At 55.9% G+C, this 26,374-nt stretch carries 20 protein-coding genes; 4 read left to right on the top strand and 16 right to left on the bottom strand.

Features of this window, described 5'->3' with window-relative positions:
* Positions 1 to 122: 122 nt before the first annotated feature.
* From sucD to Q674_RS41045, 10 genes are all read right to left on the bottom strand, one after another.
* A complete protein-coding gene (sucD, locus tag Q674_RS25845) occupies positions 123 to 995 on the bottom strand; it encodes a succinate--CoA ligase subunit alpha (RefSeq protein WP_023008221.1) in 873 nt (290 codons plus the stop codon).
* Positions 995 to 2,161 carry an ADP-forming succinate--CoA ligase subunit beta gene (sucC, locus tag Q674_RS25840; RefSeq protein ID WP_023008220.1) on the bottom strand — a complete coding sequence of 389 codons (1,167 nt, stop codon included), beginning with the start codon at positions 2,159 to 2,161 and terminating at the stop codon, positions 995 to 997. Before sucC ends, sucD begins: the two co-directional genes overlap by 1 nt.
* Positions 2,162 to 2,357: 196 nt before the next feature.
* On the bottom strand, positions 2,358 to 3,800 hold the full coding sequence (gene lpdA / locus Q674_RS25835) for a dihydrolipoyl dehydrogenase (RefSeq protein WP_011784664.1): 1,443 nt from the start codon (positions 3,798 to 3,800) through the stop codon (positions 2,358 to 2,360).
* 35 nt (positions 3,801 to 3,835) lie between these two features.
* Complete coding sequence (gene odhB / locus Q674_RS25830) at positions 3,836 to 5,059, bottom strand: 2-oxoglutarate dehydrogenase complex dihydrolipoyllysine-residue succinyltransferase (RefSeq protein ID WP_014421717.1); 1,224 nt, start codon at positions 5,057 to 5,059, stop codon at positions 3,836 to 3,838.
* A 25-nt stretch (positions 5,060 to 5,084) separates the two neighbouring features.
* Complete coding sequence (locus Q674_RS25825) at positions 5,085 to 7,922, bottom strand: 2-oxoglutarate dehydrogenase E1 component (protein ID WP_011784662.1); 2,838 nt, start codon at positions 7,920 to 7,922, stop codon at positions 5,085 to 5,087.
* Positions 7,923 to 8,238: 316 nt separating this feature from the next.
* The gene (locus tag Q674_RS25820) at positions 8,239 to 8,943 is read right to left on the bottom strand and encodes a succinate dehydrogenase iron-sulfur subunit (protein ID WP_011784661.1); all 705 of its coding nucleotides are present in this window, start codon (positions 8,941 to 8,943) and stop codon (positions 8,239 to 8,241) included.
* A gap of 15 nt (positions 8,944 to 8,958) precedes the next feature.
* The gene (sdhA, locus tag Q674_RS25815) at positions 8,959 to 10,731 is read right to left on the bottom strand and encodes a succinate dehydrogenase flavoprotein subunit (protein ID WP_011784660.1); all 1,773 of its coding nucleotides are present in this window, start codon (positions 10,729 to 10,731) and stop codon (positions 8,959 to 8,961) included.
* A gap of 3 nt (positions 10,732 to 10,734) precedes the next feature.
* Positions 10,735 to 11,076: a succinate dehydrogenase, hydrophobic membrane anchor protein gene (gene sdhD, locus Q674_RS25810; RefSeq protein WP_011784659.1), complete on the bottom strand. Its 342-nt coding sequence runs from the start codon at positions 11,074 to 11,076 to the stop codon at positions 10,735 to 10,737.
* Entirely contained in the window at positions 11,073 to 11,450 is a 378-nt protein-coding gene (gene sdhC / locus Q674_RS25805) for a succinate dehydrogenase, cytochrome b556 subunit (protein WP_011784658.1), read from the bottom strand. Before sdhC ends, sdhD begins: the two co-directional genes overlap by 4 nt.
* Before the next feature lie 204 nt (positions 11,451 to 11,654).
* Positions 11,655 to 11,879, bottom strand: a complete 225-nt coding sequence (locus Q674_RS41045) for a hypothetical protein (protein ID WP_014421719.1) — start codon at positions 11,877 to 11,879, stop codon at positions 11,655 to 11,657.
* A gap of 47 nt (positions 11,880 to 11,926) precedes the next feature.
* Here Q674_RS41045 and gltA point away from each other — a divergent pair, with 47 nt between their 5' ends.
* On the top strand, positions 11,927 to 13,201 hold the full coding sequence (gene gltA / locus Q674_RS25800) for a citrate synthase (protein WP_011784657.1): 1,275 nt from the start codon (positions 11,927 to 11,929) through the stop codon (positions 13,199 to 13,201).
* An 80-nt stretch (positions 13,202 to 13,281) separates the two neighbouring features.
* Here gltA and Q674_RS25795 read toward each other — a convergent pair whose 3' ends face one another.
* On the bottom strand, positions 13,282 to 14,487 hold the full coding sequence (locus Q674_RS25795) for a M48 family metalloprotease (RefSeq protein ID WP_023008219.1): 1,206 nt from the start codon (positions 14,485 to 14,487) through the stop codon (positions 13,282 to 13,284).
* A 341-nt stretch (positions 14,488 to 14,828) separates the two neighbouring features.
* On the opposite strand from Q674_RS25795, the gene Q674_RS25790 reads away from it, so the two are divergent.
* On the top strand, positions 14,829 to 15,704 hold the full coding sequence (locus Q674_RS25790) for an NAD(P)-dependent oxidoreductase (RefSeq protein WP_011784656.1): 876 nt from the start codon (positions 14,829 to 14,831) through the stop codon (positions 15,702 to 15,704).
* A 67-nt stretch (positions 15,705 to 15,771) separates the two neighbouring features.
* On the opposite strand, the gene topA is transcribed toward Q674_RS25790, so the two are convergent.
* The 3 genes from topA to fadB form a co-directional block, all read right to left on the bottom strand.
* Positions 15,772 to 18,411, bottom strand: coding sequence for a type I DNA topoisomerase (gene topA, locus Q674_RS25785; RefSeq protein WP_011784655.1), 2,640 nt, complete (start codon positions 18,409 to 18,411; stop codon positions 15,772 to 15,774).
* A 265-nt stretch (positions 18,412 to 18,676) separates the two neighbouring features.
* Positions 18,677 to 19,852, bottom strand: a complete 1,176-nt coding sequence (gene fadA, locus Q674_RS25780; protein WP_011784654.1) for an acetyl-CoA C-acyltransferase FadA — start codon at positions 19,850 to 19,852, stop codon at positions 18,677 to 18,679.
* A 32-nt stretch (positions 19,853 to 19,884) separates the two neighbouring features.
* Positions 19,885 to 22,032: a fatty acid oxidation complex subunit alpha FadB gene (gene fadB, locus Q674_RS25775; protein WP_014421724.1), complete on the bottom strand. Its 2,148-nt coding sequence runs from the start codon at positions 22,030 to 22,032 to the stop codon at positions 19,885 to 19,887.
* A gap of 315 nt (positions 22,033 to 22,347) precedes the next feature.
* On the opposite strand from fadB, the gene Q674_RS25770 reads away from it, so the two are divergent.
* Both Q674_RS25770 and Q674_RS25765 read left to right on the top strand, forming a co-directional pair.
* Complete coding sequence (locus Q674_RS25770; protein ID WP_023008218.1) at positions 22,348 to 23,166, top strand: hypothetical protein; 819 nt, start codon at positions 22,348 to 22,350, stop codon at positions 23,164 to 23,166.
* Between the two features lie 142 nt (positions 23,167 to 23,308).
* Positions 23,309 to 23,740, top strand: a complete 432-nt coding sequence (locus Q674_RS25765; RefSeq protein ID WP_011784651.1) for a universal stress protein — start codon at positions 23,309 to 23,311, stop codon at positions 23,738 to 23,740.
* 25 nt (positions 23,741 to 23,765) lie between these two features.
* Here the strand turns inward: Q674_RS25765 and Q674_RS25760 are convergent, their stop codons facing one another.
* Entirely contained in the window at positions 23,766 to 24,437 is a 672-nt protein-coding gene (locus Q674_RS25760; RefSeq protein ID WP_022992475.1) for a DUF6901 family protein, read from the bottom strand.
* The gene (locus tag Q674_RS25755; protein WP_031209832.1) at positions 24,434 to 26,371 is read right to left on the bottom strand and encodes an ATP-binding cassette domain-containing protein; all 1,938 of its coding nucleotides are present in this window, start codon (positions 26,369 to 26,371) and stop codon (positions 24,434 to 24,436) included. Before Q674_RS25755 ends, Q674_RS25760 begins: the two co-directional genes overlap by 4 nt.
* Between the last annotated feature and the right edge of the window lie 3 nt (positions 26,372 to 26,374).

Below are 26,374 nucleotides of genomic sequence, written 5' to 3'. Positions count from 1 at the left end.
CATTATAGTCTTTACACCTCGCTGCGTTAAGCAAAGCGATATAAAACACCGGCGCCATAACGCAAAACCCCCGGAATTCTCGCGAATCCGGGGGTTTTGTTAAAGGCTTGAAACGGGACTGATTACCAGCCGGTCACTTCCTTCAGGGCCTTGCCGATTTCGGCCAGGCTGCGCACGGTTTTAACACCGGCGTCTTCCAGGGCGGCAAACTTCTCGTCTGCAGTACCCTTACCACCAGAGATGATGGCGCCCGCGTGGCCCATACGCTTGCCTGGAGGTGCAGTAACACCGGCAATGTAGGAAACCACGGGCTTGGTGACGTTCTCTTTGATGAACGCAGCCGCTTCTTCTTCGGCAGTACCACCGATTTCACCGATCATCACGATAGCTTCGGTTTCCGGATCTTCCTGCAGCAGGGCCAGAATGTCGATGAAGTTGGAGCCAGGAATCGGGTCACCACCGATACCGATACAGGTAGACTGGCCGAAACCGTAGTCCGTAGTCTGCTTGACGGCTTCGTAAGTCAGGGTGCCGGAGCGGGATACGATGCCAACCTTACCCTTCTTGTGGATATGGCCTGGCATGATGCCGATCTTGCACTCGTCCGGAGTGATGACACCCGGGCAGTTCGGGCCAATCATGCGAACGCCTTTGCGGTCAACGTATTCTTTGGCGTACAGCATGTCGATGGTCGGGATGCCTTCAGTGATACATACGATCAGCTTGATGCCGGCATCAGCCGCTTCAATGATGGCGTCTTTACAGAACGGCGCCGGTACATAGATCACGGTAGCCTCGGCACCGGTCTGCTCTACGGCGTCACGGACGGTGTTGAACACCGGCAGGCCCAGGTGCTCGGTACCGCCCTTACCCGGGCTTACACCGCCAACCATCTTGGTGCCGTAGGCAATGGCTTGCTCAGAGTGGAAAGTACCCTGTGCGCCGGTAAAGCCCTGGCAGATAACCTTGGTGTCTTTGTTGATCAGGATGCTCATTATTTACCCCCTGCGGCTTTAACGACTTGCTCTGCGGCATCCGCCAGGCTGGTGGCGGCGATGATGTTCAGACCGCTTTCGGCCAGAACCTTGGCGCCCAGGTCAGCGTTGTTGCCTTCCAGACGAACCACAACCGGTACTTTAACACCCACTTCCTTAACAGCACCGATGATGCCTTCAGCGATCATGTCGCAGCGCACGATACCACCGAAGATGTTAACCAGAACGGCTTGTACTGCGTCGTCAGACAGGATGATCTTGAACGCTTCGGTAACGCGCTCTTTGGTTGCGCCGCCGCCTACGTCCAGGAAGTTGGCAGGCTGGCCACCGGACAGCTTGATGATGTCCATGGTGCCCATGGCCAGGCCAGCACCGTTAACCATGCAGCCGATGTTGCCTTCCAGCGCAACATAGTTGAGCTCCCACTTGGCCGCTTCCGCTTCCCGGGAGTCTTCCTGGGAGGGATCGTGCATCTCGTGGATTTTCTTCTGACGGTACAGTGCGTTGCCGTCTACACCTACTTTGGCGTCGAGGCAGTGCAGGTCACCAGCCGGGGTGATCACCAGCGGGTTGATCTCAACCAGAGCCAGGTCGCACTCTTCAAACAGTTTGGCCAGGCCCAGGAAAATCTTGGTGAACTGACCGATCTGCTTGCCTTCCAGGCCAAGCTTGAATGCCAGTTCACGACCCTGGTACGGCTGCGCGCCGACCAGCGGATCAATTTCGGCTTTCAGGATCTTTTCCGGAGTTTCTTCGGCAACCTTCTCGATTTCCACGCCACCTTCAGTGGAGGCCATGAAAACGATACGACGGGAACCACGGTCTACCACAGCGCCCAGGTAAAGTTCCTGATCGATGTCGGTGAGGGATTCAACCAGAATCTTGCTGACTGGCTGGCCGTTTTCGTCGGTCTGGTAGGTAACCAGGTTCTTACCCAGCCACTTTTCGGCGAATTCACGGATCTCTTCTTTGCTCTTGACCAGCTTTACACCGCCGGCCTTGCCGCGACCACCGGCGTGAACCTGGGCTTTCACTACCCAGCCGTCACCGCCGATTTCGTCTGCCGCTGCTACGGCTTCCTTGGGAGTATCGCAGGCAATGCCTTTGGATACGGGCAGGCCGTACTCAGCGAACAGCTGCTTGCCCTGATATTCGTGCAAATTCATAGTTAATGTCCCGTCTATTGATGGAGGATAACCACGTACGGAAATGAACCCGTCAGTGCACCGCCATTGGTGCAGCTGGAACGAATTCGTTCTGGCAGGCCAGGGATCGCCTCGGCCTGCCGGTCACGCATGCGAAAAGCCGCCGTTATGATGGCAGCGGGGCGCCCCAGTTGGCGCCCCGTATTCCGGCAATGCGTTACTTCTTCTTGCGACGGTTGGCGACGTGAATCGCACCGCCAGCAACGGCCAGGGCCGCTTCGTGCACAGACTCGGACAGAGTCGGGTGCGCGAAACAGGTCAGGGCCAGATCTTCTGCGCTTGAACCGAATTCCATGGCGATCACGCCCTGGGCAACGATTTCAGACGCCTGCGGACCCACCACGTGGAAGCCAAGAATACGGTCGGTCTTCGCATCTGCGATGATCTTGACCATACCGGAAGCGGCATTGGCAGCCATGGCACGACCGTTCGCCGCAAACGGGAAGGTTCCCACGTTATATTCTTCGCCTTCAGCTTTCAGTTGCTCTTCGGTCTTGCCGACCCAGGCAACCTCAGGGAAGGTGTAGATGACATTCGGGATGCAGTCGTAATTGACCTGAGGCTTATGCCCGGCAATACGCTCAGCAACCATCACGCCCTCTTCAGACGCTTTGTGGGCCAGCATTGGACCACGAACCACATCACCGATGGCCCAGACACCCGGTGCTTCGGTCTTGCAGTTGTCGTCTACGAAAATAAAGCCCCGCTCATCCATGGTCACGCCGGAGTCTTCAGCCAGTGCACCATCGGTGTACGGACGACGGCCAACAGCCACGATCAGCTTGTCAAACTTGGCGTCTTGCTTACCCTTGGAGTCTTCGTAGCTGACGTTAACCAGCTTGCGCTTGACTTCCGCGCCAGTCATGCGGGCGCCCATCACGATGTTCAGGCCCTGCTTCTGGAACTGCTTCAACGCATCCTTGGCACACTGCTGGTCAACCGCCGGCAGGAAACTGTCCTGCGCTTCGATCACGGTTACTTCTGAACCCAGGCGGGCCCAGACGCTACCCAGCTCCAGACCAATAACACCGGCACCGATCACACCAAGACGCTTGGGAACTTCGGTAAACTCCAGCGCACCCTCGGAATCGACGATGTACTCACCGTCGAACGGCGCCGGCGGAATCTCGATCGGCCGGGAACCGGTGGCGATGATCACGTTGTCGGCTTCATAGGTCTTGGTTTTGCCATCCTTGTCGGTGACTTCCACCTTACGACCGGCCAACAGCTTGCCGTGGCCGTGGATCGAGGTGACGCCATTGGCCTTGAACAGGCCAGCAATGCCACCGGTCAGCTGCTTAACGATACCAGCCTTGCGCTCCATCATCTTGGCAACGTCGATTTTCACGTCCTTGGCCAGGATGCCCATGGAATCGTAATCGTGGCTGGCTTCCTCAAACTTGTGAGTCACTTCCAGCAGGGCCTTGGACGGGATACAGCCTACGTTCAGACAGGTGCCACCGAGCACCTGGCTCTTGCCGTCTTTACCAGTCCAGGACTCAACACAGGCGGTCTTAAGACCCAACTGAGCGGCTTTAATGGCAGCAACGTAACCACCGGGGCCTGCACCAATGACAATAACGTCGAACTTATCGGACATAATCTTTCCTGTTATCGAATTCGTTGAGTGTCAGATTACACATCCAGCAGGATACGTGCCGGGTCTTCCAGCATTTCCTTGATGGCCACCAGGAACTGCACCGCTTCCTTGCCATCGATCATACGGTGATCGTATGACAGCGCCAGGTACATCATCGGCAGAATCTCAACCTTGCCATTTACCGCCATCGGGCGCTCCTGGATCTTGTGCATACCCAGAATGGCAGTCTGGGGCGGATTCAGGATCGGCGTGGAAATCAGAGACCCGAAAATACCACCGTTGGTGATGGTGAAGGTGCCACCGGTCATATCTTCAATGGCCAGTTTGCCTTCCTTCGCCTTGGTACCGTACTCGACGATCTTCTTCTCGATGTCGGCCAGACCCATAGCGTCGGTGTCACGCAGAACCGGTACCACCAGGCCACGGTCGGTGGATACCGCCACACCTACGTCCTGGTAACCGTGGTACACCATGTCGTTGCCATCAATGGAGGCGTTTACTGCCGGGAAGCGCTTCAAAGCTTCGGTAGCCGCTTTGGTGAAAAACGACATGAAGCCCAGCTTGATGCCGTGGCGCTTCACGAAGCTGTCCTGGTACTGCTTGCGCAGTTCCATGATCGGCGCCATGTTCACCTCGTTAAAGGTGGTCAGCATGGCTGCTGTCTGCTGGGCATCAACCAGACGCTTGGCGATGCTGGCACGCAGGCGGGTCATCGGAACCCGCTTCTCGGCGCGCTCGCCCTGGGCAACGTTCACCTCAGGCATCGCTGCCGGCTTGGAGGCAGCCGCTCCACCGGAAGATTTGTTGCTGTCCACGTAGTTCTGAACGTCTTCCTTGGTAACACGGCCGTCTTTACCGGTGCCCTTTACCGCGCTCGGGTCAACGTTGTTTTCTTCGGCCAGCTTGCGGGCAGCCGGGCTTAGAATGGCATCACCGGAAGCAGCTTCGGATTTCTCTTCGGCTTTCGGTGCTTCGGCTTTCGCTTCGGACTTGCTCTCGGCTGGCTTGGATTCACCTGCCGCGCCTTCTTTGAACTTGCCGATCACCTCACCGCTTTCCACGGTGTCGCCTTCGTTCTTGAGAACTTCTTCGATCACACCATCCGCCGGCGCAACCACTTCGAGCACAACCTTGTCGGTTTCGATATCGACAATCAGCTCGTCACGGGAACAGGCCTCACCCGGCTGCTTGTGCCAGGTCGCGACGGTGCCTTCGGCAACCGACTCAGGGAAAACGGGGGCTTTAATCTCTGTTGACATTACGGATCCTTAGTTCGGTAGCTCGTCAGATTTCAAACGCGTCGTTAACCAGTTTCTTCTGCTCTTCAATGTGAACAGACATGTGTCCACAGGCAGGAGCAGCAGAAGCCTCACGACCGGCATACTGGAGATATAGCTTGGGATTCAGGCGCTGCAGTGCGTTCCGCATGTGATGCTGACTGCAATACCAGGCTCCCTGGTTCATCGGCTCTTCCTGACACCAGACCACATGCTTGAGCTTGCTGTACTGGCTCAGCAGTTCGTCCAGGTCATCGCTCGGGAACGGGTACAATTGTTCGATACGAACAATCGCGACATCGTCCCGCTCATCCGCCTTCTTCTTCTCCAGAAGATCATAGTAGACCTTGCCACTGCAGAGGATCAGGCGAGTCACTTTTTTCGGATCGGACGGCTCTTTCTCCGGCAGAATTGTCTGGAATGTACCGGATGTCAGGTCGTCCAGACCCGAAATGGCTTCCTTATGGCGCAGCAGGCTCTTGGGCGTAATGGCAACCAACGGCTTGCGCAACGGACGCTTCACCTGCCGACGCAACATGTGGAATACCTGAGACGGTGTAGTCGGCACACAGACCTGAATATTGTGTTCGGCACACAGCTGCAGGAAACGCTCCAGACGGGCGGAACTGTGTTCCGGCCCCTGCCCTTCATAACCGTGTGGCAGCAGCAGTGTCAGGCCACACAGTCGACCCCACTTATGCTCACCACTGGTCAGGAACTGATCAATCACCACCTGGGCACCGTTGGCGAAGTCACCAAACTGGGCTTCCCAGACAATCAGCGCGTTCGGCGTCGTGGTGGAATAACCGTATTCGAACGCCATCACCGCTTCTTCAGACAGCAGTGAGTCATAGATGTCGAACTTCGGCTGATCGTCTTTCAGATTCTGCAGGGAAATATGAGTAGACCCATCTTTCTGGTTATGCAGAACAGCATGACGGTGCGAGAAGGTGCCCCGGCCCACGTCCTGACCAGTCAGGCGGATCGGGTGGCCTTCGTTCAGCAAAGTGGCATAGGCCATCATTTCGCCGTAGCCCCAGTTCAGGGACAGCGCGCCAGCCGTCATCTTCTCGCGATCATTAACAATCTTGGAAACCTGGCGCTGTATGCTGAACCCTTCCGGCACTTCAGTCAGCTTCTTGCCCAGTTTCTGGACGGTTTTCAGCGCAACGCTGGTCTTGCACTTCGCTGTCCACTCATGGCCCAGATACGGAGCCCAGTCCACGTAAAGCTCTTTGTTAGGCTCTTTAACCAGGGACTTGACCACGTGATCACCCTTGTCCAGGGCGTCCCGGTAATCAGTCTCCATCTGCTTGGCTTCATCTTCGGTGATCACACCGGCTTCAACCAGCTGATCCGCGTAGATCGCACGAGTGGTCTTCAGCTTGCGGATCTTGTCGTACATCAGCGGCTGGGTCGCTGCCGGCTCATCCGCCTCGTTGTGGCCACGACGACGGTAGCAAACCAGATCAATCACTACATCGCGCTTGAATTCGTTGCGGTAGTCCATCGCCATCTGGGTGGCAAACATCACCGCTTCAGGATCGTCGGCGTTCACATGCAGAATCGGCGCCTGAACCATCTTGGCAACGTCGGTGCAATACTCGGTGGAACGAGCATCTTCCTGTTTGCTAGTGGTGAAGCCAACCTGGTTGTTGATCACGATGTGGATGGTACCGCCAACACCAAAGCCCCGGGTCTGGGACATCTGGAAGGTTTCCATCACTACGCCCTGCCCGGCAAACGCAGCGTCGCCGTGCATCACAATGGGTACCACGGTACTGCCATCGGTATCGCCACGACGGTCCTGACGGGCGCGTACCGAGCCTTCCACTACCGGGGATACGATTTCCAGGTGAGACGGGTTGAAGGCCATGGCCAGGTGAACCTCGCCACCTGGCGTCATCACGTTTGAGGAGAAGCCCTGGTGGTATTTCACGTCGCCGGAGCCGGAATCCGCGAGCTTCTTGCCCTCGAATTCATCAAACAGTTCTTTCGGATTTTTGCCCAGGGTGTTGACCAGCACGTTCAGTCGACCGCGGTGGGCCATGCCCAGCACGATCTCTTTGGCGCCATAGGAGCCCGCACGCTGAATCAGCTCGTCCAGGCAGGGGATCAGACTTTCACCGCCCTCGAGACCAAAACGCTTGACGCCCGGATAACGGGAACCCAGGTATTTTTCCAGCCCTTCGGCAGCCGTCAGGCGCTCAAGAATATGCTTGCGGGTTTCGGTCTCGTATTCCGGACGGGAACGAACCGGCTCCATACGTTGCTGGAACCAACGCTTGATGCGCGTGTCTACCACATGCATGTATTCAGCGCCGATGCTCTCGCAGTAGGTCTGGCGCAGGCCTTGGACAATATCGCCGAGTTTCATGCTCTCGGAACCAAAGTTCAGAGAGCCGGTCTGGAACTCCAGATCAAGATCGGATTCGCCCAATTCGTGGAATCGCGGGTCCAGATCTTCTACCTGAGGACGTTGCCAGACACCCAGAGGATCAAGCTTTGCTTCCTGGTGACCGCGGAAACGGAAAGCGTTGATCAGCTGCAGAACACGGATCTGTTTTTTATCAGCGTCGGACGTAGCACTGGCAGGCACGCCATTGGTCGCCAGAAAACGCTGATTGCGGGAGATGTGCTCAAACTGCTCGCGGATGGTGGAGTGAACGATGTCGCGGCCCTGATAGCCATCGACGCTCGGGAGTTTGTCGAAGTAACTCCGCCACTCTTCTGGAACTGCATTGGGGTCTGTCAGGTAGGTTTCAAAAAGCTGTTCAACATAGGCAAGATTGCCACCCTGCAGGTGGGAAGTCTGCCATAACTGCTCCATGATGCTTTCGTGCATTTTGAATAGCTCACCTTGGGCTGGTGCGGGGGAGCCAGTATGGTCGGCCAGGGGTAATTCTCAGTCAATACGGGTTATTACGGCATGACTTTGGCCACCACACCCGGCAAGGATGTTTTCCGTCCCCAGTGATTTTTATACTCAGCAATACTGTCCGGTGACTGGATAAGCGCACCGAAACAGCGTGCATAAGTTTGCACCCCGGTAAGACTTTTGACTATAAGCCTTTGGTTGAAGGCCCCGCATATAGCGAGGCCTTCAGGGGTACTAACTGGTGTCAGAACACCAGTATAGCTGGTGCTGCGAATTTTGCCGGTCAGGTGGCTCTTTGCAGCAACAGGTTCCGGATATGGCCAATTGCCTTTGTGGGGTTCAGGCCCTTCGGACACACACTGACACAGTTCATGATGCCACGGCAGCGGAACACGCTGAATGGATCGTCCAGGTTCGCCAAACGCTCTGCCTGGGCGGTATCACGGCTGTCGGCCAGAAAGCGATAAGCTTGCAACAGACCAGACGGACCGATGAACTTGTCCGGATTCCACCAGAAAGACGGGCAAGCGGTAGAGCAGCAGGCACAGAGAATACACTCGTACAGGCCGTCCAGCTTCTCACGATCTTCCGGAGACTGCAGACGCTCGATGGCTGGCGCGGGGTTGTCATTCACAAGGTACGGCATCACTTTTTCGTACTGCTTGTAGAACAGGCCCATATCAACCACCAGATCACGAATGACCGGAAGACCAGGCAGCGGGCGCAAAACCAGCTTGTTGTTCTTGACCACATCGGAAACCGGTGTGATGCAAGCCAGGCCGTTCTTGCCATTCATGTTCATACCATCTGAGCCGCAAACGCCCTCACGACAGGAACGGCGAAATGCGACAGTCGGGTCCTTTTCCTTGGCCAGCGCCAAAACATCCAGAACCATCAGATCTTTGCCTTCCGGCAACTCAATCTCAACGTCCTGCATGTAAGGGGCGTTGTCAGTTTCCGGGTTATAACGGTACAGACTTACCAACATTTTCAGGATACCCCCTTAGTAGGTCCGGATCTTCGGCTCGAAGGTCGGAACCGTTTTCGGTGCAAAGTTCACGTCACGCTTGCCAACGCGCTTGTCCAGCGGGAAGTACATGGAGTGCTTCAGCCAGTTCTCGTCGTCACGCTCGGTGAAATCGTTACGGGCATGGGCACCGCGACTTTCTTTACGCTCAATCGCAGACTTGGCGGTCGCATAGGCAACTTCGTACAGGTTGTCCAGCTCCAGTGCTTCGATACGGGCGGTGTTGAATGCCTTGCTGGTATCAGTCAGCTTGGTCTTACGAACCCGCTCACCGATTTCTTCCAGCAGCTTCAGACCCTTCTCCATACTTTCGCCGTCACGGAACACGCCGAAGTAGAGCTGCATGCAGTTCTGCAGGTCTTTACGAACCTGAGCCACATCCTCACCCTCACTTGCACTGTCCAGACGCTCCAGACGAGCCATGGCACGCTTGATGTCTTCGTCGCTTGCGCCGTCGACCTCGAAACCACCACGCAGCTGCTCCTCAATGTGCAGACCAGCCGCACGACCAAAGACCACCAGATCCAGCAGAGAGTTGCCACCCAGACGGTTGGCACCGTGTACAGACACACAAGCGGCTTCACCGCAGGCAAACAGGCCCGGAATCGGCTTGTCATTGCCGTTTTCATCCTGAGTCAACGCCTGACCACCAACGTTGGTCGGAATGCCGCCCATCATGTAGTGACAGGTCGGAACCACAGGCACGGGCTCTTTGACCGGATCAACGTGAGCAAAGGTACGGGACAGCTCACAGATACCCGGCAGACGCAGGTTCAGCGTTTCTTCGCCCAGGTGATCCAGCTTCAGCAGTACGTGATCCTTGTCGGGACCACAGCCGCGGCCTTCCAGAATTTCCAGAACCATGGAGCGGGCAACAACGTCGCGACCAGCGAGGTCTTTGGCGTTCGGAGCATAACGCTCCATGAAACGCTCACCTTCGGAGTTAATCAGGTAACCACCCTCACCCCGGCAACCCTCAGTTACCAGCACACCGGCACCGTGGATACCGGTCGGGTGGAACTGCCACATCTCCATGTCCTGAACCGGGAAGCCGGCACGCAGGGCCATACCGATACCGTCACCGGTGTTGATCAGGGCATTGGTGGTTGACGCATAGATACGACCGGCGCCACCGGTTGCCAGAACGGTCGCCTTGGCCTTGATGTAGCAGACTTCACCGGTCTCAATTTCGATACCGACAACACCGACCACTTCGTCTTTACTGTTCTTGACCAGGTCCACGGCGTACCACTCGTTCAGGAACGAAGTGCCGCCTTTGAGGTTAGCCTGGTATAGCGTGTGCAGCAGAGCATGACCGGTACGGTCGGCTGCGGCACAGGTACGGGCAGCCTGACCGCCTTTACCGTAGTCCTTGGACTGACCACCGAACGGTCGCTGATAGATACGACCCTGCTCGGTACGGGAGAACGGGAGGCCCATGTGCTCGAGCTCGAACACTGCCTGCGGACCGACGGAGCACATATACTCAATCGCGTCCTGGTCACCGATGTAGTCAGAACCTTTCACAGTGTCGTACATGTGCCAGCGCCAATCGTCGTTGGGATCAGCGCTTGCGATCGCACAGGTAATACCGCCCTGGGCGGATACCGTGTGCGAACGGGTCGGAAATACTTTCGTGATACACGCGGTATCGAGACCGGATTCGGTCAGCTGGAGGGCGGCTCGCATACCGGCACCGCCACCACCGATAACAATCGCGTCGAACGACATGGTCTTGATGTTAGCCATCGATTAAAGCCCCCAAAGAATCTGAATGCCCCACACGACATATACAAACATTACGAGCACACAGGCTGCCTGAAGCAGAAAACGCGGCATCGCGGATTTGATGTAGTCGGTAGAAACTGTCCACAAGCCAACCCACGCGTGCCCGGCAATGGACAGCAGCGCAAGCAGACTGAAGATCTTGAACCATCCCTGAGCAAACAATGCAGACCACGCCTGGTAGTCAACATCGGTGGTCACAAAGAAGCCAAGCAGGAACAGGGTGTACAGAGCTAATACGTAGGCTGTTACGCGCTGGATGATCCAGTCCTGAATACCGTTACGACCAATATTCGTTACACTGTTCATGCCCATACCCAGACTCCTGCCAGAACGATGAGAACAACGGAAACCGCAATCGTGGCTTTCGCGGCGAGGCGCCCGCTTTCAAGCTCTTCGCCAATACCAGCGTCCATCAACAGGTGTTTGATACCTGCAACCAGGTGGTACAGCAGAGCAGACAGGATGCCCCAGATGATCAGCTTCGCCAGGAAGCTGTCCAGCAGCTCATTCACCCGGTTAAAGCCATCTTCTCCGGAAAGGGAGAGATCCAGGCCGTACATCAGGAAGGCAACACCTACGAAGATGATGATGCCGCTGATGCGATGCAGGATCGAAGTAATGGCTGGCAGCGGGAAATGAAACTTGCCGAGATCGAGATTTACTGGTCGTTTGCTATTCACAGCGCTCTCACACTCTCTCTTGGTTCCGCGGGACCGCAAAACGGTGGCGGATGGTTGGTATGTTGGGACCGGAGAATCGGTACGATACCGATAACCGATTGGTTCAGGAGGGCGGATGACTACCCGGTAGCTTGCTATACTCAAGCCCATAAGCCGGTGCATCCCCGATTCCGGGCTACGGATTATAAGGAGACACCCCGGTAATTACAAACTTGCAATCGCCCTCCAGGCCTTGCAGCTTGCAGCCTCTACCCATCTATAAGGCTTATTGACAAAACCAATTTCCGCCCCAGGGGCCCGATATTCCGGATATCCCTCATTTACAAACGGGAAGAAATTTGCCGTTTTCTCAGCCAGTGCATTGACAAAAAAAGCTGACGCCCTATATTTTGCCGCCAGTTTTGCGATAATACGCGCTTTCTGGCGCATCTACACATGCAGAAAAGCTGTTATAGCTAATCAGACAGGAGAGCACCATGACCGACAGGAAAGCCACGCTCTCGGTGGGAGATAAGTCCATTGAGCTACCGGTTTATTCCGGCACCGTCGGCCCTGACGTTATTGACGTACGCGGCCTGGTACAGGAAGGCGTTTTCACTTACGACCCCGGATTTGTATCCACCGCAGCCTGCGAATCGGCCATCACATACATCGATGGCGCCAACGGTGTGTTGCTGCACCGCGGCTACCCCATTGACCAGCTGGCCGAGCACTCCGACTTCCTGGAAGTCTGCTACCTGCTGCTGAACGGCGAACTGCCCAGCGAAGAAGAAAACAAGCGGTTCCACGACACCATCAAAAACCACACCATGCTGCACGACCAGATGCGCAACTTCTTCAACGGCTTTCGCCGTGACGCGCATCCAATGGCCATCATGTGTGGCGTTGTGGGCGCGCTGTCTGCGTTCTATCACGACCAGATGGACGTTTCCGATCCCAAGCAACGTGAAATTACCGGCCATCGCCTGATCGCGAAAATGCCGACCATTGCGGCATGGTGCTACAAGTATTCCATGGGACAGCCGTTCATGTATCCACGGAACGACCTGTCCTACGCAGAGAACTTCCTGCACATGATGTTTGGCACTCCGTGCGAAGAGTACAAGCCAAATCCTGTTCTGGCCAACGCCATGGACAAGATCTTCATTCTGCACGCTGACCACGAACAGAACGCGTCCACCTCCACCGTTCGCCTTGCAGGCTCTACCGGCGCCAACCCATACGCCTGTATTGCGTCCGGCATTGCCGCACTCTGGGGCCCGGCTCACGGCGGCGCGAACGAAGCGGTACTGGACATGCTGGCCGAGATCGGCGACGAGTCCAACATCGAGAAGTTCATTGCCAAGGCAAAAGACAAGGACGATCCGTTCCGCCTGATGGGCTTCGGCCACCGGGTTTACAAGAACTTCGATCCACGCGCCAAAGTCATGGCTCAGACTGCCCACGAAGTATTGAGCGAACTCGGCCTGGAAAACGATCCGCTGCTGAAAATTGCCCAGCGCCTGGAAAAGATCGCCCTGGAAGACGAGTACTTCGTTCAGCGCCAGCTGTATCCGAACGTCGACTTCTACTCCGGCATCATCCTGAAGGCCATCGGTATTCCGACCTCCATGTTTACCGTTATCTTCGCCATGTCCCGTACCATCGGCTGGTTCTCCCACTGGAACGAAATGGTCAGCGGTGCCAACCGTATCGGCCGCCCGCGCCAGCTGTACACCGGCTCGCCGAAGCGGGACTACCCGAAGAAGTAAGCACACCACTTGCCTTCAACCAGAAAAAAGCCGCTGACTTCAGCGGCTTTTTTTCATTTCCCGGTCAGTCTTTCACCATGCTAACGACAGTCCGCCGGCAGTAGTTTTTCAACAGCGTTCTGACCATAGCAACTCCAGAATAACCCGCTATCGGTGACCTCCGGCTCCAGAACGATGTATTCCGACTCTCCGGTTTCATCAACCCCCATCTCAATGCCGATCACACCACCGTCATAGACATCGATAGTATAGTTTTCGCCAGAGCCCCCGAAGGTACCGCCATAACCAAGCTCCGCCATCGAGCTCGGCCAGGCCTGGTGTTCACTGACATAGGAATCGACAGAATCCGTAACCCCCAAGCCTTCCAGGTAAGCATCCTGATAACGACTTCTCTCTACGTATTCCTGATACTGAGGAATCGCAACAGCGGCCAGTATGCCGACAATGGCAACCATCACGAGCAAGGACGCAGCCCCTCCCCCAACCCCGAGCCTCGGGACGAACAGAGCGAAAAACCAGGCTAACTTGCTCCGCCCCGGGTGAGATACTTCACGCCCTTCCGACAGGGCAATGGCCGCTGCCATCCGCTTGGTGAGCCAGGGGTAGTCTCCCGTTATTTCGTTAAAGGACATCCAGAAGCCGTTGGTCACAGCCACTTGCCCTACAAATGCGTCCACGTTGATGGTTTGCCAGCGGGTATCGCCAGCAGCGATTGCTGCCAGCGCTGCCTTGATGTCCTCCGGTGACTGACAGCAGGCTACACCGTAGCGATCACACGTGTATTCTTCGGCACGCCGCAACGCCGGCCCGATTACAGGCAGCCAGGCAGCGGGTGCCAGCACCGGCCCCCAGGAAAGATGGCGCCGGTGAATATGACCCAACTCATGACCGATGTAGAAATCAATAGCGTCCGGGCGCTCTTCCAACGCATCAACAACATCAGTGAACAGCACAACAAAATGCCGTCCAAGAAACTTGGTCGCAAGTGCATTGAAAAAGTCCGTCCGCAGGAGGTAGGCTTCCGGCACCTCCTTTACCCCAACCTTTTCGCAACAACGAATAAGCCGGTCATAGAGATCCGGATATTGCTCGCGACTGATTCGCACCCCAGACCCCTTCAGGTGTGAGATGAAAGCCGAATGGGCAAAGAGAAAGAACACGTACCCCACCAACAGATACAGCAATACAATACCGAGCGTCCCCAGTATCAGAGCCAGCCAGATGGCCACAGCAAGCACCGCCGTCACCAGCAGCAACGGTTTTTCATGTTTGTATACCAGATTCATTTACTTCCCTCACGAATAAACTACAGGCGGCATCACGGCCTCCCCCATTCGCTGAACAACAAGGATAAGAAGCACCGGGAGACCCAAAAACTGGTTTCTCACGGCCTGTAAGCATCCATGCGGCTAGCCTGCTAAGTATAAGAAGGCCTGGAAGCGCCTGCTATCGTATGCGCCTGAAATAGGCAGATAGTTTACCGGTCTGTGATTGGCGTCATGCCTGCATTGAGCATTCTGTGAGCCCAGACCAATGGATACCCCGCGAACGGTCGAAAAGGGTTTCAATCCTTTCGGCTCGATTTCATAATCAAAGCACACTGACACTCACCGACTGGAGTAAATCAATGACAACAACGGTAGCGTTTATTGGCCTGGGCGTAATGGGTTATCCCATGGCGGGGCATTTGGCAAACGCAGGACTTTCTGTCCGTGTCTGGAACCGGTCTGGCGAGAAGGCAACACAATGGGCGTCAGAACATTCAGGCGCCGCCTGTGATTCGATCGCGCTCGCTGTTAGAGACGCAGATTTTGTCATAACCTGTGTTGGCGCTGACAAAGATCTGATCGAAGTATTTGAAGGCGACGAGGGAATCATCGCAAACGCTCCAGAGGGCGCCATCCTGATTGACCACACGACGGCATCTGCGGGGATTGCCGAACGCCTGGCCGAGTCCGCTGGCGCCCGCAAACAGGCTTTTATCGATGCGCCGGTTTCGGGTGGTCAGCAAGGCGCCCAGAATGGCGCACTCACCATCATGTGTGGCGGCGCCGAGCAGGCGTTCGAAAAAGCCAGGCCGGTCATGGCGCACTACGCTCGTGCGCTCAACCTGATGGGCCCGGCGGGCAGCGGGCAGAAAACCAAGATGGTTAACCAGATTGCAATTGCCGGGTTGGTTCAGGGGCTTTCAGAGGCGCTGCACTTTGCCGAACAGGCAGAGCTGGATGTACGCAAAGTGGTAGATGTGATTTCCAAAGGTGCGGCCCAGTCCTGGCAGATGGAAAACCGTTCGGGAACCATGATTGACGGTGAGTTCGATCACGGGTTCGCGGTTGACTGGATGCGAAAGGATCTGGGAATCTGCCTGGAGGAAGCGAGAAAAGTGAATGCATCGCTGCCGGTTACCGCACTGGTAGACCAGTTCTACGCGGATGTGCAATCCATGGGCGGACGACGCTGGGACACATCGTCTCTCATACAGCGACTACGCAAGTTCCGTTAACGCGCCAGCGTATACGAGAATAACGCCCCCTCGCCTTCTCAAAGGCGATGGGGCGCCACCGACCATCTTACTTTTTCTTGTCGCGCGGGACCCAGCGACCATTTTCAAACCACGCTGACCACCCCGTAGCCTTGCCGTCTTTCTCCGACATGACGTACTGCTCTTTTGATTTTCGGCTGTAACGTATCACCGTCGGATTGCCTTCAGGGTCCTTTTCAGGGGCATCCATCAGGTAATCGTATTTCGGATCGATTTCCTTACGGTGTGGCTTGATTTCCATCACTAATGGCGGCCGCGTTTCCCGATTTTTCGGGAATTTACTGGCTGCCAAAAACAGGCCGGACGCCCCATCACGCAGTACGTAGGTATCGTCCACCTTATCGCACTTGAGCTCTGGCATTGGCACCGGGTCCATTTTAGGGGGTGCCGGCTCACCATTTTTCAGCAACTTACGGGTGTTCTTGCATTCACTGTTGGTGCAACCGAAGTACTTGCCGAATCGGCCGGTCTTGAGCTGCATCTCGGAGCCACACTTGTCACATTCCAGCGTCGGCCCATCGTAACCTTTGATACGGAACGTACCCTCTTCAACCTCGTACCCTGAGCAGTCCGGATTGTTACCACACACGTGCAGCTTGCGCTTCTCGTCGATCAGGTAGCTGTCCATGGCGGTGCCGCATTTCGGACAGCGGCGTTTTTTCCGGAGCAGCCGGGTTTCACCCTCCCCTTCCACATCGTCATCAGCACTCACCACTTCGTCGCCAGACACCAGGTTAATGGTGGTCTTGCAGCGTTCCTTGGGTGGCAACGAGTAGCCGGAGCAGCCCAGGAATACCCCGGTACTGGCCACCCGGATCTGCATATTCCGGCCACAGCTCGGACACGGTATATCGGTTTCCGTGGGAGTATTGGCGCGCATACCGCCATCCGTCTTTTCAGCGCTTTCCAGCTGATTACGGAATTTGGCATAGAAGTCGTTCAGCACTTTTTTCCACTGAACCTCACCCTCGGCGATCTCGTCCAGCTCATCTTCGAGGCGCGCGGTAAAATCGTAATCCATCAGATTCGGGAAGGATTCCGCCAGTCGCTCGGTCACTATCTCCCCCATCTTCTCCGCGTAGAAGCGGCGATTCTGAAGCTTTACGTAGCCCCGATCCTGAATAGTAGAAATGATGGAGGCATAGGTGGACGGCCGGCCGATCCCCTGCTTTTCGAGCTCTTTGACCAGGCTGGCTTCGGTGTACCGGGGCGCCGGCTTGGTAAAATGCTGGGTTGGATCCAGTTTCTTGAGATCCAGGGGCTGATCCACCTTGATATCTGGCAATGCCACGTCTTCATCTTTCTTGGTGGACTGCGGCGCAGCCTTCAGGAAGCCGTCAAACTTGACGATTCGACCCCGGGTGCGCAGCTCGTAGTCGCCGTTTGCCACCACAATAGACGTACTCAGGAATTCGGCATCTGCCATCTGACAGGCAATAAACTGGCGCCAGATCAGGTCGTAGAGCTTCTCTGCGTCTTTTTCCAGGCCGGTAATATCCGTTGGCCTGCGAGCAACATCCGTCGGGCGAATGGCTTCGTGAGCTTCCTGAGCGCCTTCCTTGCTGCCGTAGACCCGCGGCTTCTCAGGCAAATAACGTTCGCCGAACTGCTTCTGGACGAACTCTCGACAGCTGACTACGGCATCCTGGCTGAGATTGGTGGAATCCGTACGCATGTAGGTAATAAAACCGGCCTCGTACAATCGCTGGGCCAGCATCATGGTTTTCTTGACGCTGAAACCCATGCGGTTACTGGCCGCCTGCTGCAGCGTAGAGGTAATAAAGGGTGCAGACGGACGGGATCGGGTCGGCTTGTCTTCGCGCTTGGCCACCTTGAAGCCGCCAGCCTTGAGCCGCTCAACGTGCTCCTTGCTCTGAGCTTCGTTGACAGGGCGGTAGGGCTTGTCGATATAACGGGTTACTTCGAACCGGACCGGGTCTTTGGCGCCCTCGGCAGCAAGGTCTGCATGCAATTGCCAGAACTCTTCCGGCACAAATTTACGGATCTCCCGTTCCCGTTCCACAATCAGTCGTACGGCGACGGATTGCACACGGCCCGCTGACAGACCGCGGGCAATCTTTGCCCACAACAGCGGCGAGACCATATAACCCACAACGCGGTCCAGGAACCGTCGGGCCTGCTGAGCGTTAACCCGGTTGTTATCGAGGTTGCCCGGATCCTTGAAAGCTTCCTGAATCGCCCGTTTGGTAATCTCGTTGAACACCACACGACGGTATTTGTCCGGCTCGCCGCCAATGGTCTCCTGAAGATGCCAGGCAATCGCCTCCCCTTCTCTATCCAAATCCGTTGCCAGATAGATGTGGTCGGCAGACTTGGCCAAACGCTTGAGCTCGCTGACCACCTTTTCCTTGCCAGGCAGAATCTCGTAACGGGCGCTCCAGTCATGGTCGGGATCAACACCCATGCGGGCTACCAGTTGCTCCCGGGCCTTACGCTTCTTGTGCTCGGCCTTCTCGTCCGGGCTCATCTTGCGCGTGGCCGCCGCCTGTTTCGCCCGTTCTTTCGGGTCTGACTGGCTGCCGCTGCCACTTACGGGCAGGTCACGGATGTGGCCAACACTGGACTTCACGATAAAATCCGAGCCCAGGTACTTGTTGATGGTCTTCGCTTTCGCTGGCGACTCGACAATAACGAGACTTTTACCCATATCGGAGATCTGTATCCTTGGCGATCAATCGGTCAATATCTGAACAGAACCGTAAACTCGCATAAAAATCAGGCAACTGGAAAACACAAAGGCTGCCATTCTGTATAGGCTCACTGTTTTACAGGGTCAAGATTGGCAAGACAACCCATTCTTTGATTTCAATCAGCCTTTTTTCCGGGTTCCGTCGCATTTTGCGCGTCCGGAAACAGGAAGGCCCGGCATATGCCGGGCCTCCTGACTGAGCTCACTAATCAGATACTCCTGATCAGATACGCTCCCACACAGTGGCAATGCCCTGACCAAGACCGATACACATGGTGGATACACCAAGCTTACCGCCTTTGGCCTGCATGATATTCAGCAGTGTGGTGGAGATACGGGCACCGGAGCAGCCCAGCGGATGGCCAAGAGCAATCGCGCCGCCGTTCAGGTTCACCTTCTCTTCCATGACGCCCAGCAGTTTCAGGTCTTTCAGAACCGGCAGGGACTGGCCAGCAAAGGCCTCGTTCAGTTCCCAGAAGTCGATATCTTCAACTTTCAGGCCTGCACGCTTCAGGGCCTTCTTGGTGGCCGGTACCGGGCCGTAACCCATGATCGCGGGATCGCAACCAGCCACGGCCATGCTGCGGATCTTGGCAATCGGGGTCAGACCCAGAGCTTCTGCCCGCTCGGCGGACATCAGCACCATGGCAGACGCACCATCGGTCAACTGGGAAGAGGTACCGGCAGTCACCGTACCATTTTTCGGATCGAACGCCGGGCGCAGCTGGCCAAGGGACTCAGCTGTGGTTTCCGGACGAATGGTCTCGTCTTCTTCGATCAGCTTCACAAAGCCGTTCTCGTCGTGACCTTCAATCGGAACGATTTCGTTCTTGAAACGACCTTCCTGAGTGGCTTCATGGGCGAGGCGATGGGAGCGGGCGCCGAACTCGTCCTGCTGCTCACGGGTGATACCGTGCATCTTGGCCAGCATTTCCGCGGTCAGGCCCATCATGTTGGACGCCTTGGCGGAGTACTTGGAAGCAGCCGGGTTGTGGTCGAAACCCTCAGTCATGGGTACGTGGCCCATGTGCTCAACACCACCGACCAGGAACACATCACCGTTACCAGTCTGGATAGCCTGCGCCGCGGTGTGGATAGCGCTCATGGCGGAACCACACAGACGGTTTACGGTCTGGGCAGCAGACTCGTGGGGGATACGGGTCAGCAGGGAAATCTGCCGCGCCACGTTAAAGCCCTGCTCCTTGGTCTGGTTTACACAGCCCCAGATCACATCTTCTACTTCTTTCGGGTCGAGCTTCGGGTTGCGCTCAAACAGTGCTTCAATCAGCGCAGCCGACAAAGTCTCGGCACGTACGTTGCGGAAACAGCCGTTTTTGGCACGACCCATCGGAGTCCGCACGCAATCGACGACGACAACGTCTCTCGGATTAAGGCTCATAGATCTTTCTCCGTTCGGAAATCTCGTTAGGGTTAGCCAAAGAACTTCTTGCCAGTCTTGGCCATTTCACGCAGCTTCTCGGTCGGCGCGTACAGCGGGCCAAGATCTGCGTACTTGTCTGCCAGTTCGACGAACTTGTCGACGCCCATGTCGTCGATGTAGCGCAATGCACCACCACGGAACGGAGGGAAGCCGATACCGTAGATCAGGCCCATGTCTGCATCGGCCGGGTCTTCAACAATGTTGTCTTCCAGGCAGCGAACGGTTTCCAGGCACAGAGGAATCATCATGCGGGCGATGATTTCTTCTTCGTCGAAGTCTTTGCTGCCGTCAACCACAGGCTCGATCAGCTTGTAGGTTTCTTCGTCAACAACCTTCTTCGGCTTGCCCTTCTTGTCTTCTTCGTACTTGTAGAAGCCTTTGTCGTTCTTCTGACCGTAACGGTTGTTCTCGAACATCACGTCAATGGCAGACTTGAAGTCGGCCTTCATGCGCTCTGGGAAACCGTCAGCCATCACTTCGTTGGCGTGCTTGGCGGTATCCATGCCGACAACGTCCAGCAGATAAGCCGGGCCCATGGGCCAGCCGAACTTTTCCATCACCTTGTCGATCTTCTGGAAATCGGCGCCGTCACGTACCAGCGCGGCAAAACCACCGAAGTACGGGAACAGAACACGGTTAACCAGGAAGCCCGGGCAGTCGTTGACGACAATCGGGGTCTTGCCCATCGCTTTGGCGTAGGCAACCGTAGTCGCGATAGCCCGGTCACTGGTCTTCTCGCCACGGATAACCTCAACCAGCGGCATCATGTGCACCGGGTTGAAGAAGTGCATGCCACAGAAGTTCTCCGGACGCTTCAGGTTTTTGGCCAGAAGGTTGATGGAGATAGTGGAGGTGTTAGAGGTAAGAATGGTGTCTTCGCGAACTGCATCTTCAGTTTCACGCAGAACAGCATCTTTGACCTTCGGATTCTCAACAACCGCTTCAACCACCAGGTCAACGTTCTTGAAGTCGCCGTAGTTGAGGGTCGGAGTGATCGCGTTCAGCACGTCGCCCATCTGGCCGGCGTCCATCTTGCCTTTGGCAACACGCTTGGACAGCAGCTTCTTGGCTTCATTCAGACCCAGCTTGATGCCGTCCTGATTGATGTCCTTCATAATGATCGGTGTGCCCTTCAGTGCAGACTGGAACGCAACACCGCCACCCATGATTCCGGCACCCAGTACGGCGGCCAGATTCACATCAGAAGCTTCTTTTTCCCAGGCACTGGCTTTCTTCTTCAGGGCCTGGTCATTCAGGAACAGACCAACCAGACACGCGGCAACGTTGGTCTTGGCCATCTTGGCAAAGCCTTTGGCCTCTACCTCAATCGCCTTGTCGCGGGTCATGCCGGCATGCTTCTGCATGGTCTTGATCGCTTCCACCGGCGCCGGGTAGTTCTTGCCAGCCTTGCCGGCCACGAACGCCTTGGAAATCTCGAATGCCATCATGCTTTCCATGGCATTGAGCTTGATCTTGCCTTTCTTTTCTTCACGGCGAGCCATGTGGTCCAGCTTGCCTTCATTGCACTGCTTGATGATCGCAACGGCAGCTTCAACCAACTTGTCAGCGCCAACAACAGCGTCAACAGCACCGGTTTTCAGAGCGGCATCAGCGCGGTTTTCAGTACCACCAGCAATCCACTCAACCGCATTGTCGACACCAACCAGGCGGGACAGGCGAACCGTACCGCCAAAGCCCGGGAAGATACCCAGCTTCACTTCCGGCAGACCTACCTTGGCCTTGGGAGCCATGACACGATAGTCGGTCGCCAGACACATTTCGAAACCACCGCCCAGAGCGATACCGTTGATAGCGGTAACCGTCGGGAACGGCAGGTCTTCAATGGCGTTGAATACTTCGTTGGCCCTGAGGTTGTTGGCCACGAGGTCTTCCTCGGAACCAGCAAACAGCTCGGTAAACTCGGTGATATCGGCACCGACAATGAAGCTGTCCTTGGAGCTGGTTACTACCAGGCCTTTCAGGTTCTTCTGGGATTTGAGTGCTTCAGCTGCGGCGCCCAGTTCTTCGATGGTGAGACGGTTGAACTTGTTGACTGACTCGCCTTGCAAGTCGAAGTCCAACTGAGCGATCCCGCCTTCGATCTCTTTAACCGTGATGGCTTTACCTTCGTAAATCATCAACTGATCTCCAGTCTGTGTTTGGAACTGCTGACAACCGGCGGGCGTTGGCCACCATGCCGGCTGTTTGTGCAGCGAGATTTCGGTCACTGCCCGATCTTCCGATCCAAAAATTCATACAGTCGTTTGAATCGTGAGGGCACACGATGAAAAAAAAAGACGCGTTTGTCAATTTGTTTCTGAATGAAACCTGCAGAAAAAAGGAAGCTGACTCTGTAAGCGCCGGAAACTACTTGATTAGCCGGCAGACTTACTTTAACTTCGGGTTACGACTTTAGTCCACAATAATAAAACTGCATTACGGAGACTCATCCGATGAAAGACGCCCGCCTGCGGATCCAGTCGTTGATTGCCGCGTTCATTCTACTCGCCCTGACGGCTTTGAGCGCAAAGGCCCAGGAAACCGGGGCAGAGTTTCTGTCTGACCTCCACGATTTCCGGGTCAATAACTACCTTGCTCTCGATGCCTTTTACAGCTTCAGTGCGACCGGCGATACCGAAACACTGAACCGGATCGTTGTCGGAATCAATAACTCCAACGACGCCATGAATTCCGTAGTGGCGAGCACCAGCGGCGTTCTTTCTGAACAGCAGATTGAGGAACTGAACCAGGCCTTCGACCAGTTCAAGAATCTGATGCGCGGCAACATCAATGAGGTACGCGACCGGGGCTATCCGGATCTTCGCCTGATGGCCGACCTGGCAAACCAGGCCCAGAGTATGAATAACCTGGCTACCGAGCTCTATTCGGTAGCACAGGAAAGCAGCGGAATTAAGGCGGATACCCGTATTGAGTCGGCTCGTTCAGCCGCTGTGGTCATGGCCCAGATGATGGCCCGTTATGCCGCCAGAACGCACTCGTCCGTCGCCCAGACCTTCCAGGGAGCTTCCAGCGAAGTTCCGCTCGACGAGCAGGCCAAGACATTCGATCAACTCCTTTCCTCACTCAGGGCCGGCTCAACAAACGGCGAACTCAAGACTGCCCTGGACGATGTCGCTTCCAAATGGCAATTCATCCGCAGCTCGTACATCAACTACAACGAGAACAACGTGGGCTTTGTGATTGATCGCTACTCGAAAGGCATCATTGAAGGCCTGACCAACGCTATTGACCTGCTACGCGCCAGCGCCTGACGCTCTTCCGGGGTGAGCGGCCAGCTCACCCCAGCCAAATCCCTCCCCCGGTTGATACCGGTCAGCATGACAAAACACTTTCCCCGGTATACTCTCGGTACTATTCTGAACATATTCCCCAAGTACGAAGGAGCGCTAAGTTATGTCCACCTATAAGAAAATGCTGGTTGCCATTGATCTGACTGAAGAGGCACCACAGGTTCTGAACAAAGCCAAGGCGATGTGCGATGCCCAGGGAGCCGAGTTGCTGCTGGTTCACGTTGTTGAGCCGGTTGGCTACGCCTATGGTGGCGATATTCCTATGGATCTGTCTGAACTGCAGGATCAGTTGGACAAAGCCGCTCGTGAACAGCTGGGCAAGTATGGGGATGAATATGGTATTGCGGCGGCCAACCAGGTGGTAACCGTCGGCCGGCCAGAATCGGAAATCCACCGGCTGGCCAAGGAGCACAACGTTGACCTGGTGATCGTGGGAAGCCATGGCCGTAAAGGCTTCCAGTTACTGCTTGGCTCAACTGCCAACGGCGTTCTTCACGGCACGGAGTGCGATGTACTGGCCATTCGTATTCATTGAGACTCGTGATGGAAGGGGGACGGCCCTAGCCCTCCCCCTTCATCCTGGCCTGAAGCTTCCTGAGCTGGCTTTCCAGAGAAACGCTGACACTCGAGGCCATTGAGAAAAAGTTGAGCAGTGCCTTCAGATTACTGTCGCCCTTGCAAACAGCATGTATCCGCTGCCAGAGCGCCTGATTCACCAGCTGTAATCGCTGATTACGCTCCACCAGACCTTTCAGTTCCCAGTCCGCTTCCTGCTGATTCCGCTTTGCGAAAAGCTGTTGAAGCAGATAATACCCCACACTGCGCATCACAAATTCGTCACTGTTGGCAAACGGCAGGTGGTGGAGCGCCATCGGCTTGAGCTCCGAAAGCACAGGGCAGCCACTGGTAGCCATCTTGAGCCCCAGCAGAGAACGCAACGCCTCTTCCAGCGTCGTCTGCTTGAAATAGGAGCGGCGCTCATCCGTCACGGTTACATCCACTTTCTGATACGCGTCTTCCGCCTGAAACGCCTCTACGACCGGCAGAATCTCGGTTGCCGCCGGGCAATACGGGGTCTCGCCAGGCTTCAGCGGGCAGTTCGAACACTGACAGTGTTCGAGACGAACCCAGGCCGGCAGTGACTGACCCTGCGGCGGCGAGGAGGACTCCCCAGTTACCTTGAACTCGATATCACGGCCATCCTGAAATTTGAAATTGTAATTTATGTTCATTGGTTCGCCTGTTCTTCCAGCTCCATCCACCGTTCAATCACCGACTCCAGGCGAGACTCCGTTTCCGCCAGCTGTTCCAGAGTGGCCGATACATCTTCCGGTGGGCCTGAATAAAAATCCGGTGCAGAAATTTTATCCTGAAGCTCAGCTACCTGCTGCTCCAGTTGTTCGATTTTGCCGGGCAATTGTTCCAGCTCAAGTTTAAGCTTGTAGCTCAGTTTGACGGGCTTTGATTTTGCCGACTGCCCCACAGTACCGCCATCCTGACCTGGCTTTTTAGCGGAACTGTCGGGTTTATCACGCTTATCCTGTTTGTCCAGTCGGCTTCCCGATGTTTCAGAGGGAAAACGACCGCCTTGCCGACGCCAATCGGTGTATCCACCCACGTATTCCATCACCGCCCCGGAACCGTCCAGGAAGATGGTATCGGTCACCACGTTATCGAGAAATTCCCGATCGTGACTGATAACAATCACGGTACCCTTGAACTCTGAAAGCTGTTCTTCCAGCAATTCCAGGGTTTCGACGTCAAGATCGTTGGTAGGTTCGTCCAGTACCAGAATATTGGCTGGCTTACTGAACAATTTGGCCAGCAACAGTCTCGCCCGCTCACCACCGGAGAACACACGCACAGGAGAGCGTGCCCGTTCCGGGGTAAACAGAAATTCCTGCAAATAACCCAAAACATGCTTGCTCTGACCATTGATATCGATGAATTCCCGGCCCTCAGCCAGGTTATCCAACGCATTTCTCTGGAGATCCAGCTCTCCCCGAAGCTGGTCAAAGTAGGCGACCTGAAGATTCGTTCCCAGCCGAATACTTCCCTCAGTGGGTGTCAGCTCACCTAACAACAGGCGCACGAGGGTCGTCTTGCCCGTGCCGTTCTCACCAACCAGTCCGATCTTGTCGCCCCGGAGAATGGTGAGATCCATATTGCGAACCACTGGCTCGCCATCGACATAAGAGAATCCGGCATTGCTCGCTTCCGCAACCAGCTTGCCCGAAATATCCGCCAGCTCTACGGCAAAACTGGCGGTGCCACCCCTCACCCGGCGTTGCCTGTGCTCTTCCCGCATCGCTTTGAGCGCTCTCACCCGCCCCATATTCCGGGTGCGGCGAGCCTTGATACCCTGGCGGATCCAGGCCTCTTCCTGTTTCAGGCGCTTGTCGAAAAGCGCGTTCTGGCGCTCCTCTTCCTCCAGCGCTTTTTCCTTAAGCTCCAGATATCTGTCATAACTGGCCGCAAAACTCACCAGCTGCCCCCGGTCCAGCTCCACGACGCGAGTGGCCATTCGCCGGATAAAGGCACGGTCATGACTGACAAACAACATGGCCCCCCGGAACTGCGATAACGCCTCTTCCAGCCAGGCAATGGCGGGCACATCCAGATGGTTGGTTGGCTCATCCAGCAACAGAATATCCGGGTCTGCCACCAACGCCCTGGCCAGAAGCACTCGCCGCTGCCACCCCCCGGAAAGCGTATTCAGTACCCGATCCGGATCCACTCCATACTGCCCCAGAATCGTGGTTACCTTCTGGTCAAGCCGCCAGCCATCCAGAGATTCCAGCCGTTCCTGAACCTTCATCAAACGCTCAAGACTGGATTCGTCCGCCCTTTGAGACAGCCGGTGGAATTCCGCCAACAGGTCACCGGTTTCCGGAAATGCGGAAGCCACCACATCATAGGCCGTACGAGTGTCGTCCGATGGCAAACTCTGAGGCAACACCGACAGCACTGAGCCATCTTCCATGCGCACCACACCGCCGTCCGGCGTCACTTCCCCGCTGACGATCTTCAGCAGCGTGGATTTCCCCTCACCGTTTCGCCCCAACAGACACACCCGTTCACCGGGCTCGATGGTCAGGCTGGCCTCATCCAGCAATGGATGCATGCCATAGGCGAGCGAAATCCTGTCTAGCGTTAACAGTGGCACTGT

The sequence above is a fragment of the Marinobacter sp. EVN1 genome (assembly GCF_000475375.1).
Classification (GTDB): domain Bacteria; phylum Pseudomonadota; class Gammaproteobacteria; order Pseudomonadales; family Oleiphilaceae; genus Marinobacter; species Marinobacter nauticus.
The sequence above is the reverse complement of the archived record's forward strand: the minus strand, read 5'-3'. Positions and strand labels throughout refer to the sequence as shown.

Bases quoted from the DNA above. Each gene is read 5' to 3' on its own strand.
- sucD (WP_023008221.1), bottom strand. From the start codon at position 995: ATGAGCATCCTGATCAACAAAGACACCAAGGTTATCTGCCAGGGCTTT.
- sucC (WP_023008220.1), bottom strand. From the start codon at position 2,161: ATGAATTTGCACGAATATCAGGGCAAGCAGCTGTTCGCTGAGTACGGC.
- lpdA (WP_011784664.1), bottom strand. From the start codon at position 3,800: ATGTCCGATAAGTTCGACGTTATTGTCATTGGTGCAGGCCCCGGTGGT.
- odhB (WP_014421717.1), bottom strand. From the start codon at position 5,059: ATGTCAACAGAGATTAAAGCCCCCGTTTTCCCTGAGTCGGTTGCCGAA.
- Q674_RS25825 (WP_011784662.1), bottom strand. From the start codon at position 7,922: ATGCACGAAAGCATCATGGAGCAGTTATGGCAGACTTCCCACCTGCAG.
- Q674_RS25820 (WP_011784661.1), bottom strand. From the start codon at position 8,943: ATGTTGGTAAGTCTGTACCGTTATAACCCGGAAACTGACAACGCCCCT.
- sdhA (WP_011784660.1), bottom strand. From the start codon at position 10,731: ATGGCTAACATCAAGACCATGTCGTTCGACGCGATTGTTATCGGTGGT.
- sdhD (WP_011784659.1), bottom strand. From the start codon at position 11,076: ATGAACAGTGTAACGAATATTGGTCGTAACGGTATTCAGGACTGGATC.
- Q674_RS41045 (WP_014421719.1), bottom strand. From the start codon at position 11,879: ATGCGCCAGAAAGCGCGTATTATCGCAAAACTGGCGGCAAAATATAGG.
- gltA (WP_011784657.1), top strand. From the start codon at position 11,927: ATGACCGACAGGAAAGCCACGCTCTCGGTGGGAGATAAGTCCATTGAG.
- Q674_RS25795 (WP_023008219.1), bottom strand. From the start codon at position 14,487: ATGAATCTGGTATACAAACATGAAAAACCGTTGCTGCTGGTGACGGCG.
- Q674_RS25790 (WP_011784656.1), top strand. From the start codon at position 14,829: ATGACAACAACGGTAGCGTTTATTGGCCTGGGCGTAATGGGTTATCCC.
- topA (WP_011784655.1), bottom strand. From the start codon at position 18,411: ATGGGTAAAAGTCTCGTTATTGTCGAGTCGCCAGCGAAAGCGAAGACC.
- fadA (WP_011784654.1), bottom strand. From the start codon at position 19,852: ATGAGCCTTAATCCGAGAGACGTTGTCGTCGTCGATTGCGTGCGGACT.
- fadB (WP_014421724.1), bottom strand. From the start codon at position 22,032: ATGATTTACGAAGGTAAAGCCATCACGGTTAAAGAGATCGAAGGCGGG.
- Q674_RS25770 (WP_023008218.1), top strand. From the start codon at position 22,348: ATGAAAGACGCCCGCCTGCGGATCCAGTCGTTGATTGCCGCGTTCATT.
- Q674_RS25765 (WP_011784651.1), top strand. From the start codon at position 23,309: ATGTCCACCTATAAGAAAATGCTGGTTGCCATTGATCTGACTGAAGAG.
- Q674_RS25760 (WP_022992475.1), bottom strand. From the start codon at position 24,437: ATGAACATAAATTACAATTTCAAATTTCAGGATGGCCGTGATATCGAG.